This window comes from Allomuricauda sp. F6463D (assembly GCF_023015965.1).
GTDB lineage: Bacteria > Bacteroidota > Bacteroidia > Flavobacteriales > Flavobacteriaceae > Flagellimonas.
Map to the genome: position 1 here is coordinate 197833 of NZ_JALKAN010000001.1, position 17200 is coordinate 215032.

Annotated in this window: 12 protein-coding genes; 6 read left to right on the plus strand and 6 right to left on the minus strand. The window is 37.8% G+C overall.

Annotated elements, in window-relative coordinates:
* Positions 1 to 6: 6 nt before the first annotated feature.
* From MWU56_RS00865 to MWU56_RS00875, 3 genes are all read right to left on the minus strand, one after another.
* A complete protein-coding gene (locus MWU56_RS00865; protein ID WP_247041260.1) occupies positions 7 to 837 on the minus strand; it encodes an amidohydrolase family protein in 831 nt (276 codons plus the stop codon).
* 102 nt (positions 838 to 939) lie between these two features.
* Positions 940 to 2265, minus strand: a complete 1326-nt coding sequence (locus MWU56_RS00870; RefSeq protein ID WP_247041262.1) for an L-fuconate dehydratase — start codon at positions 2263 to 2265, stop codon at positions 940 to 942.
* A gap of 90 nt (positions 2266 to 2355) precedes the next feature.
* Positions 2356 to 3225 carry an AraC family transcriptional regulator gene (locus MWU56_RS00875; RefSeq protein ID WP_247041264.1) on the minus strand — a complete coding sequence of 290 codons (870 nt, stop codon included), beginning with the start codon at positions 3223 to 3225 and terminating at the stop codon, positions 2356 to 2358.
* 426 nt (positions 3226 to 3651) lie between these two features.
* On the opposite strand from MWU56_RS00875, the gene MWU56_RS00880 reads away from it, so the two are divergent.
* The 5 genes from MWU56_RS00880 to MWU56_RS00900 all read left to right on the plus strand — a co-directional run bounded on the left by MWU56_RS00880 (position 3652) and on the right by MWU56_RS00900 (position 9781).
* Positions 3652 to 4737 carry a sensor histidine kinase gene (locus MWU56_RS00880; protein ID WP_247041266.1) on the plus strand — a complete coding sequence of 362 codons (1086 nt, stop codon included), beginning with the start codon at positions 3652 to 3654 and terminating at the stop codon, positions 4735 to 4737.
* Positions 4738 to 5503: 766 nt separating this feature from the next.
* Positions 5504 to 6796, plus strand: coding sequence for a Glu/Leu/Phe/Val family dehydrogenase (locus MWU56_RS00885; RefSeq protein WP_247041268.1), 1293 nt, complete (start codon positions 5504 to 5506; stop codon positions 6794 to 6796).
* 56 nt (positions 6797 to 6852) lie between these two features.
* Positions 6853 to 7272 (plus strand): GreA/GreB family elongation factor, encoded by a 420-nt coding sequence (locus MWU56_RS00890; protein ID WP_247041270.1) that lies wholly within the window; start codon positions 6853 to 6855, stop codon positions 7270 to 7272.
* Entirely contained in the window at positions 7269 to 7670 is a 402-nt protein-coding gene (locus MWU56_RS00895) for a hypothetical protein (protein ID WP_247041272.1), read from the plus strand. The genes MWU56_RS00890 and MWU56_RS00895 overlap by 4 nt, the downstream gene beginning before the upstream one ends.
* Positions 7671 to 7918: 248 nt before the next feature.
* Entirely contained in the window at positions 7919 to 9781 is a 1863-nt protein-coding gene (locus MWU56_RS00900; protein ID WP_247041274.1) for a SulP family inorganic anion transporter, read from the plus strand.
* 421 nt (positions 9782 to 10202) lie between these two features.
* On the opposite strand, the gene MWU56_RS00905 is transcribed toward MWU56_RS00900, so the two are convergent.
* The 3 genes from MWU56_RS00905 to MWU56_RS00915 form a co-directional block, all read right to left on the minus strand.
* Entirely contained in the window at positions 10203 to 13361 is a 3159-nt protein-coding gene (locus tag MWU56_RS00905; protein ID WP_247041276.1) for a VPS10 domain-containing protein, read from the minus strand.
* Between the two features lie 124 nt (positions 13362 to 13485).
* Positions 13486 to 15069 (minus strand): amidohydrolase family protein, encoded by a 1584-nt coding sequence (locus tag MWU56_RS00910; RefSeq protein WP_247041286.1) that lies wholly within the window; start codon positions 15067 to 15069, stop codon positions 13486 to 13488.
* A 300-nt stretch (positions 15070 to 15369) separates the two neighbouring features.
* On the minus strand, positions 15370 to 15861 hold the full coding sequence (locus MWU56_RS00915; protein WP_247041288.1) for an RNA polymerase sigma-70 factor: 492 nt from the start codon (positions 15859 to 15861) through the stop codon (positions 15370 to 15372).
* A gap of 170 nt (positions 15862 to 16031) precedes the next feature.
* On the opposite strand from MWU56_RS00915, the gene MWU56_RS00920 reads away from it, so the two are divergent.
* Positions 16032 to 17189 carry a FecR family protein gene (locus MWU56_RS00920; protein ID WP_247041290.1) on the plus strand — a complete coding sequence of 386 codons (1158 nt, stop codon included), beginning with the start codon at positions 16032 to 16034 and terminating at the stop codon, positions 17187 to 17189.
* Positions 17190 to 17200: the final 11 nt, after the last annotated feature.

Sequence of the window (17200 nt, forward strand, 5' to 3'; positions counted from 1 at the left end):
TTTTAATTATTGATTCAGTCCATAAAACTTATAAGCATTTACACCCATAATTTGGGATTGTTCTTGGACGGAAAATTGATCAATATAGTCGGATACGATTGAAAGCACTTCGGTATAATTACCAGATAAAAGACATACCGGCCAATCAGAACCATACATGATTCTTTCCGTACCGAAAGCATCAAGCACCACATCCATATAAGGTCTAAAATCTTCTTTGGACCAATTGCCCAGCACGGCTTCAGTAACCATTCCAGATAATTTACAATATACATTTGTGTTTTTTGCCAGTTCCATTATGTCATTTTTCCAATCTCCTAATTTACCTGATTTAATTGGAGGTTTTGCCAAATGATCTAAAACAAAGCGCTGTTCTGGAAATTTTGAAACCAGAGCAATACTATTTTTTAATTGGTGGGAATAAACAAGAATATCGTAAGTCAGGTCAAAAAAAGATAATTTTTCAATACCATTAAGAAAAGCGTCCTGTAACATAAATTCGGGCCTTTCTGCTTGTAAAATATGCCGAACGCCTTTAAAGTATGGACTCTGTGAATAATGAGCCAAACGCTGGTCCACGTTTGGATCACAAAGGTCTACCCAGCCGACAACGCCTTTTATAAAATTATTTTCTTCGGCCAAATTCAATAGAAAATTGCTTTCGTCTTCAGACTGGTCTGCCTGTATGGCAATGCAGCCATCAACATTATTTTTTTTAAGAACAGGCCCTAGATCTGAAGGTAGAAAATCACGTTGAATAGTTTTCATCGTGCCATCTATCCAACTATCTCTTATGGGGTCATATTTCCAAAAATGCTGATGGCTGTCTATAATCATTTTGAATATGTCTTTGTAAGCTGTTTAGGTGTTCCCTTCTTAAGCGTTCCAAGTATCAAAGCGTTTTTAATATTCACGGCAGGATTACTTTTTATATTCAGTTTATTGATGCTGTTGTAGTTCCTTCTCCCAAAATGCTCCATCGGGGAAGGTATAAGTATCCAATGATTCCGCTTTCATGGTTATGCTATATCCTGGTAATTTAGGAGGCATATAAGCACCATTTTTTATGACTACAGGATCGTGAAAATGATCGTGTAAATGATCTACAAATTCGATAATCCTGTCTTCCATGGAGCCACTTATGGCAATATAATCTATCATGGATAGGTGTTGTACATATTCGCACAGTCCCACACCGCCCGCATGAGGACATACTGGAATATTGAACTTTGCAGCCATTAGTAGAATTGCCAATATTTCATTTACTCCACCAACTCGGCAACTATCTATTTGGCAAATTCCTATGGCACCTGCTTGCATAAGTTGTTTAAAGATCACCCTGTTTTGACAGTGCTCTCCAGTGGCAACTTCTATAGGTTTTACTGCTTTTGCAATTTTTGCGTGACCAAGAATATCATCTGGACTTGTAGGTTCCTCAATCCACCATGGATTGAACTTTTTAAGGGATTCCATATTGGTTATGGCCTCATCTACATCCCATTTTTGATTCGCATCCATCATCAGTTTAAGATCGTCCCCAATCTCTTCCCTAATTATGGAAGCACGTCTCATATCATCCTCTAAATCGGAACCAACTTTGATCTTCATGTGTTTAAAACCACTTTCTTTAGCTTCTTTGCAAAGTCGTCTCATTTTGTCATCTGGATAACCGAGCCAACCAGCAGATGTTGTGTAAGCTGGGTAGCCATTGGCTTCAAGATGTGCTATACGTTCTTTTTTACCTGCTTCTTTGTCCTTTAATAATTCCAAAGCTTCCTTTGGTGTTATGGCATCGGTTATATAGGTAAAATCAATACAGGCGACTAGTTCTTCCGGTGTCATATCGGCCAAAAGTTTCCAAAGTGGCTTGCCTTCCACTTTTGCGTATAAATCCCAAACGGCATTTACAATTGCTCCCGTAGCCAAGTGAATCACTCCTTTTTCCGGTCCCAGCCACCTAAGTTGACTATCTCCGGTAATCATTTTCCAAAAAGCCGCCATGTTGGTGGTAAAGCTATCCAAAGTTTTACCTACCACAAGGTGGGATAGTGATGCAATAGCTTGGGTGCAAAGTTCATTTCCTCTACCAATGGTAAATGTAAGACCATGCCCTTCAACACCATCGGGGGAATCGGTTTTTAAAATGACATAAGCTGCTGAGTAGTCTGGATCAGGGTTCATGGCATCCGAACCATCCAGTGATTTGCTAGTTGGAAAACGAATGTCCCTTGCAATGACTTCAGTAATTGTTATGGTTTTTGACATTGAATATTAAATTTTAATCAAAAGTATGTGCTCGTCCAGTTATAAACCACCTAAAAACATACCAATATCAATACTTTTTTTGCATAAAGACTAATGATGTTTTTTATATTGATTTAAAAAGGATGAAGGGGTCTCACCTTTTATCATTTTAAATTGTCTATTGAAATTGGAAATATTGTTAAAGCCGCATGTGTATGCAATGGAGGTGATACTTTCTTTGTTTTCCAATAACATTTTACAAGCGAAACCAACTCGTATTTCGTTAAGAAACCTTGTAAATGCTTTTTTGTGGGTGGTTTGGAAAAACCTACTGAAAGCGGATGGGTTCATGTTTATTAATTGGGCCACATCCTTGGCGCTAATCGCTGTGTGGAAATTCTGAAAAACATACTCGTAAATTATATTCAACCTTTTATTATTTGTCTTGTGAAAGGTCTGTATGAACCCATTGCTTGAAAGTAATTGATAATCCTTGTTTTTTGATAGATCAATTAGTATTTCAATTGTTCTTATTAATTTTAACTCTGGTTCAAGGGAATTTAAATTTTTAAATATGTTTTTTGTCTTATTCGTAACATTTGAAAATTTGATTCCTTGTAGGGCTCTTTTATAAAGTTGTTTTATTCCTTGCATTTCTGGAATCGAGAAAAAATCACTTCCCATAAAATCCTCTTTAAAATGAATGGCTAAGGCTTTTGCTTTTAAATTGGATGTTTTCTCAAAATAGACTTCGTCATTTTGCCACATATGCGGTACATTTTTACCAATCAATATAATCTCTCCAGCCTGAAATTTATCAATATGATCTCCTACAAAACGTGTTCCTGTGCTCTCGATGATGTAAACTAATTCCAGTTCTTCGTGAAAGTGCCAAACCTTAAGAAAGTTTTTGTAAAAATGTTGCGATACGGTGACGGAGGTATTATCAACACTAGATCTATCAAGTAAATGGAGTTTCATGCAAAGGTTTTAGTGCAGGAGAGATATTTTTCACAATGTATAAAAAATATTGAAATTGAAGGGGTGTGACTTAAGAATATGAAACATGGATACCTTCTTTATTATGGTTATTTTTAATGCCATTTCTATTGTGATATGTAAGAAATGAGTTTGAAAATTATGTTTTATGTATTGAGCTAGTACATTTTAATGTACAACATAGTTCTAATGGAAACTTCTGGACAGTGGCAATGTATAACCAACTGGAACATTTGGATGTTGTATAGATGTTTGAATACAATTTTTTTACTTTAAGTGATGTAATACATCAAGAAAGCGTAGATCCTGTTATTTTCGTTTATAAATAATACCTTGTTCTACCAAGAACTGGTTTTGAGCGGTAATGCTTAAACATGAATACCTTTACGATGTAAAGTTTAATTACTTATGATAAATACAGAACAAAAATTAAAGGAGCGTGTTAAGGAATTGACATGCCTCAATGAAGTTACTTCCATTATTGTGAATTCAGGATATGATGAACTAACGACATCGCTGGAGGCTATTGCCTATAGTTTAAAAAGAGGGTGGCGCTTTCAAGAAGTTGCCGAGGCCAAAATCACCATTGGAACTTATAAAGTGCAAACAAGCGGAATTACTGCGGATATGATATGCTTATCCAAAGATGTTATTGTATTTAACAAGGTGGAGGGTAGCATTTCTGTTTGTTATCCTTCTTCTGGGCATACGCTAAAAGACTTTTTGGATGAAGAAAAAACACTGCTTAAAAATGTTTGTTTGGCTGTGGGTAATTTAATGGAACGAAAGCACATACATGACTCAGAGGTGGTAACCAAAAGGCAATTGGAACGTAACGACCGCATGCATATTATGGGTGAGATAACTGCGGGAATTGCGCACGAGCTGAATACGCCCTTGGCGAATATATTGGGGTTTGCCGAATTACTAATGGAAGAGGCCAAAAGCCCAGCTACAAAAAGGGATATACAAAAGATAATGGACAATGCGATTTTTAGCCGGGAAATCGTTAAAAAACTAATGTTCTTTACTTGTGAGATGCCACAAGAAATGGAATTGATAGAACTGAACAAGGTGGTGGATAGTGTATTGAGACTTATGGGGCCATCACTCAAGGCAAAACAACTAAAGGTGATAAAATCCTATGATCATGATCATATACAGATTAGGGCCAATACAGTGCAACTAACTCAAGTAATGTTCAATCTAATCATGAACGCAGCTTACTACTCTCCTGAACAAGGTATTATAACGGTAGAGATGCTTAAAAAGAAAAATAAAGTTATCATAAATATTGCCGATCAGGGTAAAGGAATTGCCCCTGCACATAAAAATAAAATCTTTGAACCATTCTATACCACAAAACCTATTGGTGAAGGTACAGGACTGGGGTTGAGTGTGGTCCACGGAATCATAAAAAGCTACAGAGGAACCATAGTACACAAGCCCAATAAACCACAAGGAACTATTTTTACCATGGAATTTCCAGATTAAAGCATACGAACATTGAATCCAAAGGTGTGATTGCTAGAACATCTTAATCCTTGGTCATAGGGCATTCAGCCCAAGGTGAGAACAAGAAATATGAAAATCTGGAACAATTTTTTATGTTTGAATAGAAACCAAGATATCACCTGATTTCAATCCGTAAATTAGATTGCTCTGTAATTATTCTAAATAGGTTGGTGCCTTTGGTTAAATTCTAACCAACTGGGTAGAATTCTCCCAGTTCCTATTTTTGATTTTATCACACGATAAGCGCTAAACTGCTGATAAACAATATTTTATAAAAATTTCTTTTTATTTGTTTTTAAGGGCATGCCTTTTGCGCTTTAGCTTGCCAAACATTAATAAATTGGCTGGCTTGATTTCGAATCTGCCTATAAACAAACAAAATATTGATAAAATTAAAACATCTTTTAAAGTTATATGCTTATACCACATGTTTATCATGATTGATTCCAGTGAAAATTTGCAATGAGTAACCTTGAATGAAATGTCACTTAATTCAGCTGATTCATAAATTAAAGTTTAAAGACAAATAAAAATAATGATCCAATGAATAAATTTGTCCATAGTTTATGCTCAACCTGTATTCATAGATTAAATTGTTCTTTGAGTGAAGAAAGAACCCATATAAGTTTATGTAATGAATATTATCACTACTTGGAGGATAACCAAGAACCCACTATAGTGGTGTCGGATGAAATGTATTAACAATTAGAAAAAATTTAAAAAAAGTTCGCTTAAATATTTTACTATGACAACAACGTTAACATCGGAAAAAAAGCAAAGAAAACAAGGAATGTTGGACAATGTTATGCGTCAATTCAATAATGCTGCAGACATTATAGAATTGAACAAAAACATAAGAAAAATCCTTGAAGTTACCAATAGTGAATTTATTGTTCATTTCCCTGTTCGCATGGATGATGGCGAGGTTCAAATATTCACTGGATACCGTGTACAGCACAATAATGCACTGGGTCCATACAAAGGCGGCTTGCGTTATCACCCTACGGTTGATATTGACGCCGCTAGAGCCTTGGCCATGTGGATGACATGGAAAACTTCTTTGGCAGGTTTACCCTACGGAGGGGCTAAGGGAGGGATACAATTAGATCCCACCAAGTACTCCCAAGATGAACTACAGCGAATTACAAGAAGGTTTACGTATGCGCTTGGTGACAATATTGGGCCAGAATTGGATATTCCCGCACCGGATGTGAATACCAATCCGCAAACAATGGCTTGGATATTAGATACATACATGTCTACAAAATCACCCAATGAGCGCTCAAAGAATTTACACGTGGTCACAGGAAAACCTATTGGGGCAGGAGGTTCCGAAGGTAGAGATAGAGCAACGGGGTACGGTGTTTATTTGACCATTAAGTTTTGGGCCGAACACAAGAAAGTCGAATTAAAAGATAAAAAGTTCATTGTACAGGGATTTGGAAATGTAGGGTATTGGGCATCTTATTTTCTGGAAAAAGAGGGTGCAATTCTAACTGCAGTACAGGATGCATATGGTAGTATTTACAATGATCAAGGTATTTCCCCAGAAAAACTTTTGGAATATACAAAGGCGAATAAAGGTAGCCTTCTAGGTTTTGCAGATGCAACACCAATGGATAATGCCGATTTTTTTGCTTTGGATTGTGATATATGTATTCCAGCAGCACTCGGAAATCAAATTACGGTAGACAATGCAACAAAGATAAAAGCAAGCCTAATTGCGGAGGGTGCCAATGGTCCAACGGATGTAAAGGCGGAAGAAATTTTATTGAAAAGAGGTATTGATATCATACCCGATATTCTATGTAACTCAGGAGGTGTAATCGGAAGTTATTTTGAATGGTTGCAAAATCGAAATGGTGAGATTTGGCAATTGGATGAAGTATTGGAGAAACTGGAAAAAAAGATGAGGGAATCTTTTAACAAGGTTGCTGATAAGACAAAAACGAATAATATGGACATGCGAACAGCTGCCTTTGTTATTGCAATTGAACGACTCGAGGAAGCATATGTTCAAAGAGGTATTTTTCCATGATAGATTGGAAAGTAACGGTTTTCCTAAGTATGGAATTAATCTAAAAAATGGTTACAATGAAATATGAGAGCTTGATAATTGAGAAAAAGGAATATGTGCTTCTCAAGAGGTTAATGAACCTTTCAGGGTATCACAGGGACAATACTTTTAAGAAGTCCATTAAAAAACTTATGGAGGAGATGGAATCAGCAAAGATTCTGGATGAAGAGGGTATGCCAGAGGATGTTATTCGATTTAATTCAAGTGTTACAATCAAATCTGAAAACGGATGGCATAAAAAGTTCAAGTTGGTACTTCCCAGTAAAAGTGATGTAAAGAAAAACTACATATCTATACTAACACCCATGGGTGCCGCGGTTATGGGTTATGCCAAAGGAGATTCCGTTATTTGGGAGTTTCCTTCGGGAAGCCAAAAATTGACTATTGAAGATATAGAACAAGAAAATGAACCGATAAATATTAATATGGTGTTATGAAATCAGCAAATAGGCCATACTTACATGAATCTATTGGCGAGATCATTGGAAAAAAAGATAGGTTGGAGATTTCCAATTGGACCGAAAATATGGAGTTGATAAATAATGAGCTGCAATACTTGATCCAATTGGAAAAACGGTTATTGGGAAATCCATCGGTATACCAAAGGCTTTTGTCTATTCAAAGAGAAAATCAACTACGATTGGGTTCCTTGTATAGATACGAACGAACGATGATTAATGCTGTTGAATGTGATACCATGGAATGTGATGCTTATTACCTTAATACCCATGAGAAAAACAGAGATGGCTATATGGACCATATCAAAACATATGCTAAACTTAAATTTATGTTATTATCCATGATTTTGGAAAGATTTAAAACGAAACCGCAATAATCAAGATTGTCTATTGGTTGAAGGATTTTCCAAATGTATAAGATTGAATCATGTAAACGTCTGTTTTATGTTTAGAAGGTTCAATTTTAGGGTGTTGGAACTGTATTGTGAGATAGACCATCAGCCATTTTAATGTGTATGAAGAAAAACAAAGTGGGGCAGTAGCAATTTAATAATTTTAAGATTTTGAAACCAGCTATTGGGGTGTTTATTGATGGTGTACCGGCTTAAAAACGAATCAAAGATTTATGAAGAACTTTTTTTCCAACTTTAAAGGAGATTTATTTGGTGGAATTACCGCAGGTATTGTTGCTTTGCCGTTAGCTTTGGCTTTTGGCGTTAGTTCGGGCATGGGACCGAGTGCCGGACTTTACGGAGCTATTTTCCTTAGCTTTTTTGCAGCTCTTTTTGGTGGTACCAATACTCAAATATCGGGACCTACCGCTCCCATGACTGCCGTGAGTATGGTTGTTATAGCGAGTATTATGGCTATGAACGATGGTAATCTCGACAAAGCATTGCCTGCCATATTGTTAGTGTTTCTACTGGCAGGATTGCTACAGATCATATTAGGTCTTGCTGGCGTTGGAAAATACATACGATATATCCCTTATCCTGTTGTTTCAGGTTTTATGACAGCTATAGGTGTGATAATTTTGGTTACACAAATACTGCCTGCAATAGGATATTATCCAAAAGAAGATTCAGAATTCGTAGATCAATTTAAACCGTTGGCGGAAGAGACAATACTACGGAATATTTTAATCGAAGAATCGGAGAACGATGTCCTCGTTTTAGAAGATTTTCAAGAAACCATCAATCGTGCCGGGGAGGTGTCGGAAGAAAACATCTTGAAAGAAGCCCAAATAATGGCTCAAAGAGATGCATCTGGGGTGCTTGGAACCATTAAGTTGATTCCTAGGGCTTTACAGCATATGGATTGGTTGGAGCTTGCATTGGCCTTGGCTACAATAGCTATCATTTATGGGTTTAAAAGAATTACTACTGCAATTCCCAGTGCGTTGATAGCGCTATTGGTTGTATCTGGTGTAGCTTATGGACTTGGATTCGACTACAGGCCTATCCAACAGATACCAAGTGGTTTTCCAATACCACAGTTGGATATTTTTACGGAATTCAAATTAGCATCCATCACTCCTTACATCTTTACGGCCTTGACCTTGGCCTTGTTGGGAGCCATAGATTCCTTATTAACTTCTGTGGTGGCCGATAACATGACAAAGACCCAGCACAAACCAAATAAAGAGTTGATGGGACAGGGTATAGGGAACAGCATTGCAGCGATTTTTGGAGGGCTACCAGGCTCAGGAGCCACCATACGTACCGTAGTAAATATAAATGCAGGTGGACGGACCAAATTATCAGGTATGGTGGCCGGTGTACTTTTATTGATAGTACTGTTGGCTTTGGGTCCAATTGCATCAGAAATTCCAGCATCCGTACTTGCGGGTATTTTGATAACCGTAGGTATTGGTGTAATAGACTATAAAGGCCTCAAGGCAATACCATTTATGCCAAGGGATGCCAAAATAGGGCCTTTTAAAGTTAGTTCGGAAGTTATTATCATGTTGGTGGTCATGGTGTTGTCTTCTATATGGAACTTAGTGTATGCAGTGGGTATCGGGTTGGTAATTGCTTCCCTTATGTTTATGAAAAAAATGGGAGACCTTACCGCAGAACGATCTGATGTTAAAACCTTGAAAGAAGAGAAAGGTTGGCCGGAAGACGTTGATTTCCCTGAAAGTCTTAAAAAGGAAGTTTTTATTAAACACTTAAAAGGGCCATTATTTTTTGGGTTTACAAGCGAGTTTCAACAATTAGCTGGACAAATCCCTAAAACGGCTTCTATCGTTGTCATTAGAATGGATCGCATGCAGTATATAGACCAATCAGGACTCTATACGCTTGAAGATGAATTGATAGACTTAAAGAACGCAGGTATTAAAGTGCTTTTTGTAACTGTTATGGAACAACCCAAATATATGATGCAGCGGGTTAAACTGATTCCTTCATTAATTTCTGAGGACCATATATTTGAAGATTTTAAAACTTGTATTGATTATATCAAAAAAGAAGCATTGGAAGCGTAGATGAGAAAATCATTTTACGATTGTCTGCCAAGTTCTCAAGTATTGGAATTTTTATTGCCAGTATAGTTAGAAATGGTCTAAAGGATTCATTAATACATCTTGAGACTGTAGATTACAGAATTAAATCGAATCAAAAGTATCCAGTATTGATGGGATAGGATTTTTAAATAAAGCGAAAATGATAAAAGCCCTAAAAAATTTAGGGCTTTTTCAGATTCATGAAAGACTCAAACTTCTTCTAGAATCAGCTTAGAAATAGTTTTGTTTAGTAAGAGTATTCTCCGTTCGTGTAATTTTTCTGTCCAATAGAACCGTTCAATCACTAGATGTTTAACGGGTTTACTTTCAATTACTCTTACCTTATTTTGATTAATAAAACAGGGTAACCAATTTGTAATCATTACGTTTTATATGCAAATGGCTACATCTTTATTTTCTTATCAAGTTGTATTTGTAGTTCACTTTTCTTTAGTTCGCTATTTAATTTTTTGATCTCGACATTCATAAAGGTTTTAAACTTTTCATCAACAGCTTTTAGTCTTTTGTTGAAAATTGAATACACTTCTTCCTGTTGGTCCGTAGGTTTAAAATCCACACCTTTTCCTGTGATGTCGCTAGCCAAAGCACTCAATCGACCATATAACTTCATTGGCGACCTAAAAGCATCCTCACGAGCCCCAGTCAAATGAATGTCGTATAGTGAACCCGCAATCGACTCGGCCATAACTCTAAGCTTTGTTGCTTTTTGCGTATCCTGTTTGTTTTTTAGCAACGGTATAATTTCATTGAGTTCGGCACGAATAGTCTCAATATCATTGATCATCGTTACGGCTAGATTTATGGCATTTCTTAGTTCTAAAGAAAAGTTTACTTGTTTTTGGATATCTTCAAGGGTTCCTTCGGTGGAAGGATCTTTCAATACTTCAACTTCTCTTATAATTTCTTTTTCTCCAATTATCAGCTTAACCTTGTAGGCATCTGGAACAACCCTGGGGCCAAATTGGCCTCGCATTAAGTCCAAATCCCACGTTACTAATGGTCGCCAACCTTCACCATTCAATTGAACCCATGGTCTTCCAGGAGGTGTTGATTGTAACTTGGGCTTAAACGTAGGTTCGTACCTAAGGTCCCACATAACACGGTTAACACCGGCCGATTTTTCACCTTCAATGGTACGTACCAATTCATCGTCACTTGTTAGAATTTGAACAACAACCTTTTCTTCCGTGTCATTTTTTAAATAATAATTGATATCCACCCCATAATCTGGATTTCTACCGGAATTAAGACTGGGACCATCGGTTTTGATACCTTGTCTTTCCTGAAAACGATAGGAGGGACGAAGACTGAACAAATGGGCATCCTTATCCTTTGCATCCATATCGTATTCGCGTAAAGGAGCAATATTGTCCAATATATAATACCCTCTTCCGTAGGTTCCTACCACCAAATCATCAAAACGTTCTTGAATTTCCAACCAATATACTGGTGCAGGAGGGAGATTGTTACGTAAACGCATCCAGCTTTCCCCATCGTTGGTACTAATATAGATACCGTTGTCTACGCCTAAATAGAGCATACCTTCTCTTTTAGGATCTTCCTTTATTACGTGTGCAAAACTGTGTACCGATTTGGGCACCGAACCACTGACCAGTTTCCAGGTTTGGCCATAATCTGAAGTTTTATAGACATAGGCATCAAAATCTCCCATTTGATGAAGATCAACAGAGATGTAAACCGTTCCTTTCTTAAACCTTGATACCTCAATGTTGCTAATGGTTCCCCATTTTGGTAAATCGGGTATATTCTTGGTTACATTTGTCCATGTTTCACCACCGTTTTGGGTCAAATTTACTTGACCATCATTGCTGCCGGTCCAAATCAATCCAGGTTCCAATTTGGATTCCACGATGCTAAAAAGTGTAGCACCATCAAAAGTCATTAAATTGTCAATAGCAATACCTCCAGAGCTTTGTTGATGCGTTTTATCGTTTAATGTAAGATCGGGACTAATGACCTGCCAACTTTGGCCATCGTCGTCACTTTTATGAACAAACTGACTTCCCACATATACGCGATGCTGTGTATGGGGCGAAAACGCCAAGGGAAAGTTCCAGTGCCATCGATATTTAAGTTTGCCCGGTTCCCATCCGTAGCCTGCCTCTGGCCACACACGTACTTCTTGAGCATGTCCTGTACGGGCATTGTATCGTTGCAATCCGCCATCATAACAACCAGACCATACAATATCGTTATCGAAAGGGTCTGGTTGGGCAAATCCACTCTCACAACCACCCACGCCTTCCCACAAGCCTAATGGGATATAGCCTTGCAAGCTATTACTCGGGCCTTTATAAGAATAACCATCTTGTCGGTTTCCATATACGTTGTAAGGTATTTGATCATCTACAGCTGCATGGTACATTTGAGCAATAGGGAGTACAATCCGTTGAAAGCTTTTGCTGTGGTTCAATGTAATACTGGCGCACCCATCATGGGCGACCATCATCCGGTCTGCATTGGTTGGGTCTAACCAAATATCATGGTTGTCACCACCTGCTCTTAGTCTGCTGAATGTTTTTCCTCCATCTTTGGAAGTGCTGAAACGTACACTTGCAAAAAATAATTCGTTTGGGTCTTCGGGTGAAATTGCCATACGTGTGTAGTAGGGGGCACGTTCCGCAATATCATGGTTACGGGATTGTAATGTCCATGTGTTTCCGAAATCTTCTGAACGGTAAAGCGCAGGGCTGTCAATTTCAAAAAGGGCATAGACAATATTTGGATTGGAACGTGAAATGGCCACGCCTGTTTTTCCAACCGGATTATCTTTTCCTCCTGGAAGACCATACTCCGAAAGAGCTTCCCAAGTATCTCCTCCATTGGTGGTTCGATATATGCCGCCTCCCGCGCCTCCACTGTTTAATCCCCAAGTGTTAATGTTAATGGACCACATGCCGACCAATAGCCTATCTGGATTTTTGGGATCTATAGCAAGCTCTGCGGCACCTGTGTTTTCATCTACAAAAAATATTTGTTCCCATGTTTTACCTCCATCTATTGTTTTAAATATACCACGCTCTTGTTGGGGACCATACGTATGTCCCAGTGCAGCGGCATAGACTATATCTGGATTGGTGGGGTGGACGATTACACGACCAATACGGCCTGTTTTTTCTAGGCCCATATTTTTCCAAGTTTTTCCCGCATCCTCAGATTTGTAAATACCATCGCCCATGGCATGCGCTGGTCTAATTACAAAGGTTTCACCTGTACCTACCCATACAATGTCCGGGTTTGTTGGTGTAATGGCCAACGATCCAATGGAAGATACATCCTGATCGTCGAAAATTGGATTCCATGAGATACCACCATCAGTTGTTTTCCATAACCCTCCAGAAGCAGCTCCAATATAATTGATCATAGGATCTCCAGGAACACCGGCAATGGCAATTGCACGGTTGCCTTCGGGCCCGATAAATCGGAATTTTAAATCATCAAAAATTGCGGGATCCGTTTGTGAAAAAACAGGGTATACTAATAATTGAAACAGGAGGACCAGGTAAGGTGATAATTTCATGATTGGTTTGGTGTTTATTCTATATATGGTAAAGTCCGAATTGCTATTAAATAACAATTCGGACTGTGAATACTATAAATTTAAGGTTTATTGATTTTAATCAATATATGGAGAATAATAGAATTTATTTTTCTCCTCTTTCTTGCTTCTGCTTGTCTACCATTGCTTCCACATCACTCAATAATTTTTTTGCATCATATACAATACCATCTTTAATGGTATATTCAACGCCACCTACCCGTTCTACTTCAGCAGTTTCGTCGTTCAGTCTTACAGCACCTGTTGCGTAAAGTACTTTTAAGTTCTGTAATGGGTTTTCATCAACCACGATCATGTCAGCCAATAATCCTGGACGTACAACGCCATATTCAATCGGCTTTTTTAATGGTTTAAAAACTTCTTCTGCACTGTGCAAAGTAGCTGCACGAATTACTTCCAAAGGATGGAAACCTGCTTCTTGCAACATTTCAAGCTCCAAAATAGTTCCAAACCCATATGTCTGATAAATAAAACCTGAATCAGAACCTAGAGTTACCTTTCCTCCTCTATTCTTGTAGTCGTTCAAAAATTGCATCCAAACCTGGTAGTATTTTTTCCAAGCTACTTCGTCCTCGGTAGTCCAATCGAACCAGTAAGCACCATGGCTTGTTCTACTTGGAGAAAAGAAATCCATTAAGGTAGGCAATGTGTATTTGTCGTGCCAATCTGCATTACGAGCTCTCATTACATCTCTACCGGCAGAATAAATGGTCATGGTAGGGTTGATGTAGAAATCCAATTCCAAAAATTCATCAAGAAGCGCGTTCCATTTTTCACCACCTGGTTTTACCATGTTCCACTGACGGGCTACTTGTCCAAAACGGTGTTGTTCATCACCATAATTGATATCAACTGGCCAAGGCTGTACATCGTTGTTTTCGTACATGGATTCGAACAGTCCATAAAAGTGCGTCATACTGGTAAGACCCAATCTTGCGGCATCGATAGCGTTCATTTGAGCTACACCACTTTGTGCAAGGTGAGCCGTACTTCCCATTCCAAGGGAATTGGCTTCATCCAATAAGGCTTTCATGATTTCTGGACGATGCGCACCCAGTTTTAGACCGTCAACCCCTTTTTTATGGGCATACTGAACCCATTCTTTGGCATCTTCCGGAGTTAGAATCTTACGTCCTTTCCATTCCTTACCGGATCCGGGTCTATGAAAAGAAACAATCCTTGGAGCAACAATTTCATTTTTTTCGCTTCTTTTCTTTTCGTTGAGCGACCATTCCAATGCTGCTGTGGGAACCCCTCTTACAGTGGTAATTCCGTTGGCCATCCATAATTTATATACGTATTCAGCCTCTGGAGCTTTCGGTGGTCCACCTGTATGTACATGAAGATCGATTAACCCAGGCATTACGTATTTTCCTGTAACATCGATTTCTTTGGTTTTGCCATTGCCCAATTCGGGTCTTTTGGATTCGTCAATCGCTATTTTAGGTACACCTACCTTGGCAATATCAACAATTTTGTTGTCCTCGATAACAATATCAACAGGGCCCGAAGCTGGTCCACCTGTACCATCGATTAAAATTGCGCCTCTCAAAATAAGCCGATCAAAAGGACCTTCTCCTTCTCCTGCTTTTCTGTCTGGCGCGCCAATTGCTTGTGCACTCATTAAAATGGGTAGCAACATCAATGTTGCCAGTAATAATTTTCTCATAATTAAACGTTTAATTGTTTGTTGGTTGGTCAAAACTTCTTCAATTCCTTTTCAAAGAAAGTAAACCATATGTATTAACAGTATTCAAGTATATGTTAACATATTTCGGTTTTAGGGTGACAGGGATGGGTTTTTAAAAGCAGTTTAGGTGCCCGTTCGTTACAATTCACATGTAAATTAAGGTGATCAATTTAACGGGAATTTTGGTGATTTTGTCGACTTGAATCGAATTGGAAGAATGTGGTTGGTATTAATAAATAGGTAATTGTACTTTATATATTTTAAAGTAAAAAAATGGTGTTAACTGATATAATCTTCTTTTCGGTACATTCTTAAGAAGGCGTATGCTCGTTTCATTTGGGTTTTAACGGTATTAACAGAAATCCCATTTGTCTCGGCTATTTCAGCATAGCTTTGTCCGTGAACCACAACGGAAACAAATATTTCCTTTCTTTTTTTTGGCAATTGGTTAATCAGCTCGTTCATTTTTTGGTTGATCTTTGGTTTTTCAACACTATGGTCGGTTCTATTAACCTCCATTAAGATAATTTCATGTAACCGCTGCTCTTTTTTTTTCTGTTTTAAATGCTGAAGACTTAAGTTTTTAACTGATTTACTGGCGTATGCTTCGAAAGAGGTAGATATCAAAATGGTATCCCGCTTGTTCCAAAATGAAACAAAAAATTCTTGAACGATATCCTTGGCGGTATCCTTATCCTTTACAATGGAAAACGAAACTAAACACAACCGGGCATAGTTTGTTTTAAATAGCTCTTCAACCTTTAATGCCATTTTTTAATTGAGGTTTGGGGGATTATACAAGCTTAAAGTTATGGTAAGATAGAATTAAACTTGGTAATTAACCAAATTACAGGTGAAAATTATTGTTAACCAAAAAAAGATATCTGTATTGTCACCCTAATACAAAAAAACGTCATCTATATTGTAAGTACAATAATTACATGGGCAACAAGAAAAGATTAAGACTACAACTAACGAAGCTAAGAGGGGTATTGGGTTTGAAGGGTAAACCTGACAAAGACTTGGAGAAAAATGACCAAGAATTATTTGACGCCATTGTAAATAATAATTTGGTAGATGAATCATTATCCTTTTTAGATGAATTGGATGTAGAAAAAGATTGGAAGAAGGTTGAGAAAATTCTTTTCCCATCAAAGGTTCATAAAATATGGTCTAAGAACGTGTTTAAGTATGCAGCCATTTTTTTGGGTGTTTTTTCATTGTCTCTAAGTTATTTGTGGATATCCAAAGTAAATTCTAAAGGGGATGATAATATCCATGTTGGTGATTTTGTAACGCTGGACATTGGGGGTGAGATTATTGCTATAGACAATCATGGGAGCCATTCCATAGAATTGCCTACTGGAGCAAAAGTCGCTGTGCATAATGGAGATACCCTAATTTATGAAGTTGGTGAGCAGATCTCAGAATCCATATTTAATGAACTGCACGTACCAAACGGAAAAATATTTACCCTAGTGTTGTCAGATGGCACCGAAATCAAACTTAATTCAGGATCGAACATTCGGTTCCCTGTTAAATTTCCAGCAGTTGGAAATAGGGAGGTCTATATATATGGTGAGGCTTATTTTGATGTTTCCAAGGACAGCGTGCATCCTTTTGTTGTGAACTCAGAGGACATGGCGGTAAAAGTATTGGGGACGGAATTTAATTTCTCTACATATAACGAACAAAAGAAAGTCGCAACCGTATTGGTTGAAGGATCTGTGAGTCTTCGTCACGGTTCTTCACTCGATGAAGAGGTGCTGTTGGTACCTGGTGAAAAAGGATCATGGGACAGGGAAGAGCAAAAGATAGCTGTAAATAAAGTGGATACCAACCTTTACACAAGCTGGACAATAGGAGAGATTGTTATAAGGGATACCCCGTTTTCCGAGTTAATGGCAAACCTTGAACGTGTTTATAATGTCAAAATTCAAAATACAAATAAAGAAATAACACAACGGACGTTCAACGCAAGGTTCAATAGAAACATTGAAGATGTTGAAGATGTTCTTGAAGCATTGAAATTGATTGTTCCTTTTGATTATGAAATTTATCGGGAGAATGCAAGAATCAACCAAATAACCATTAAATAGATTTAAACTAA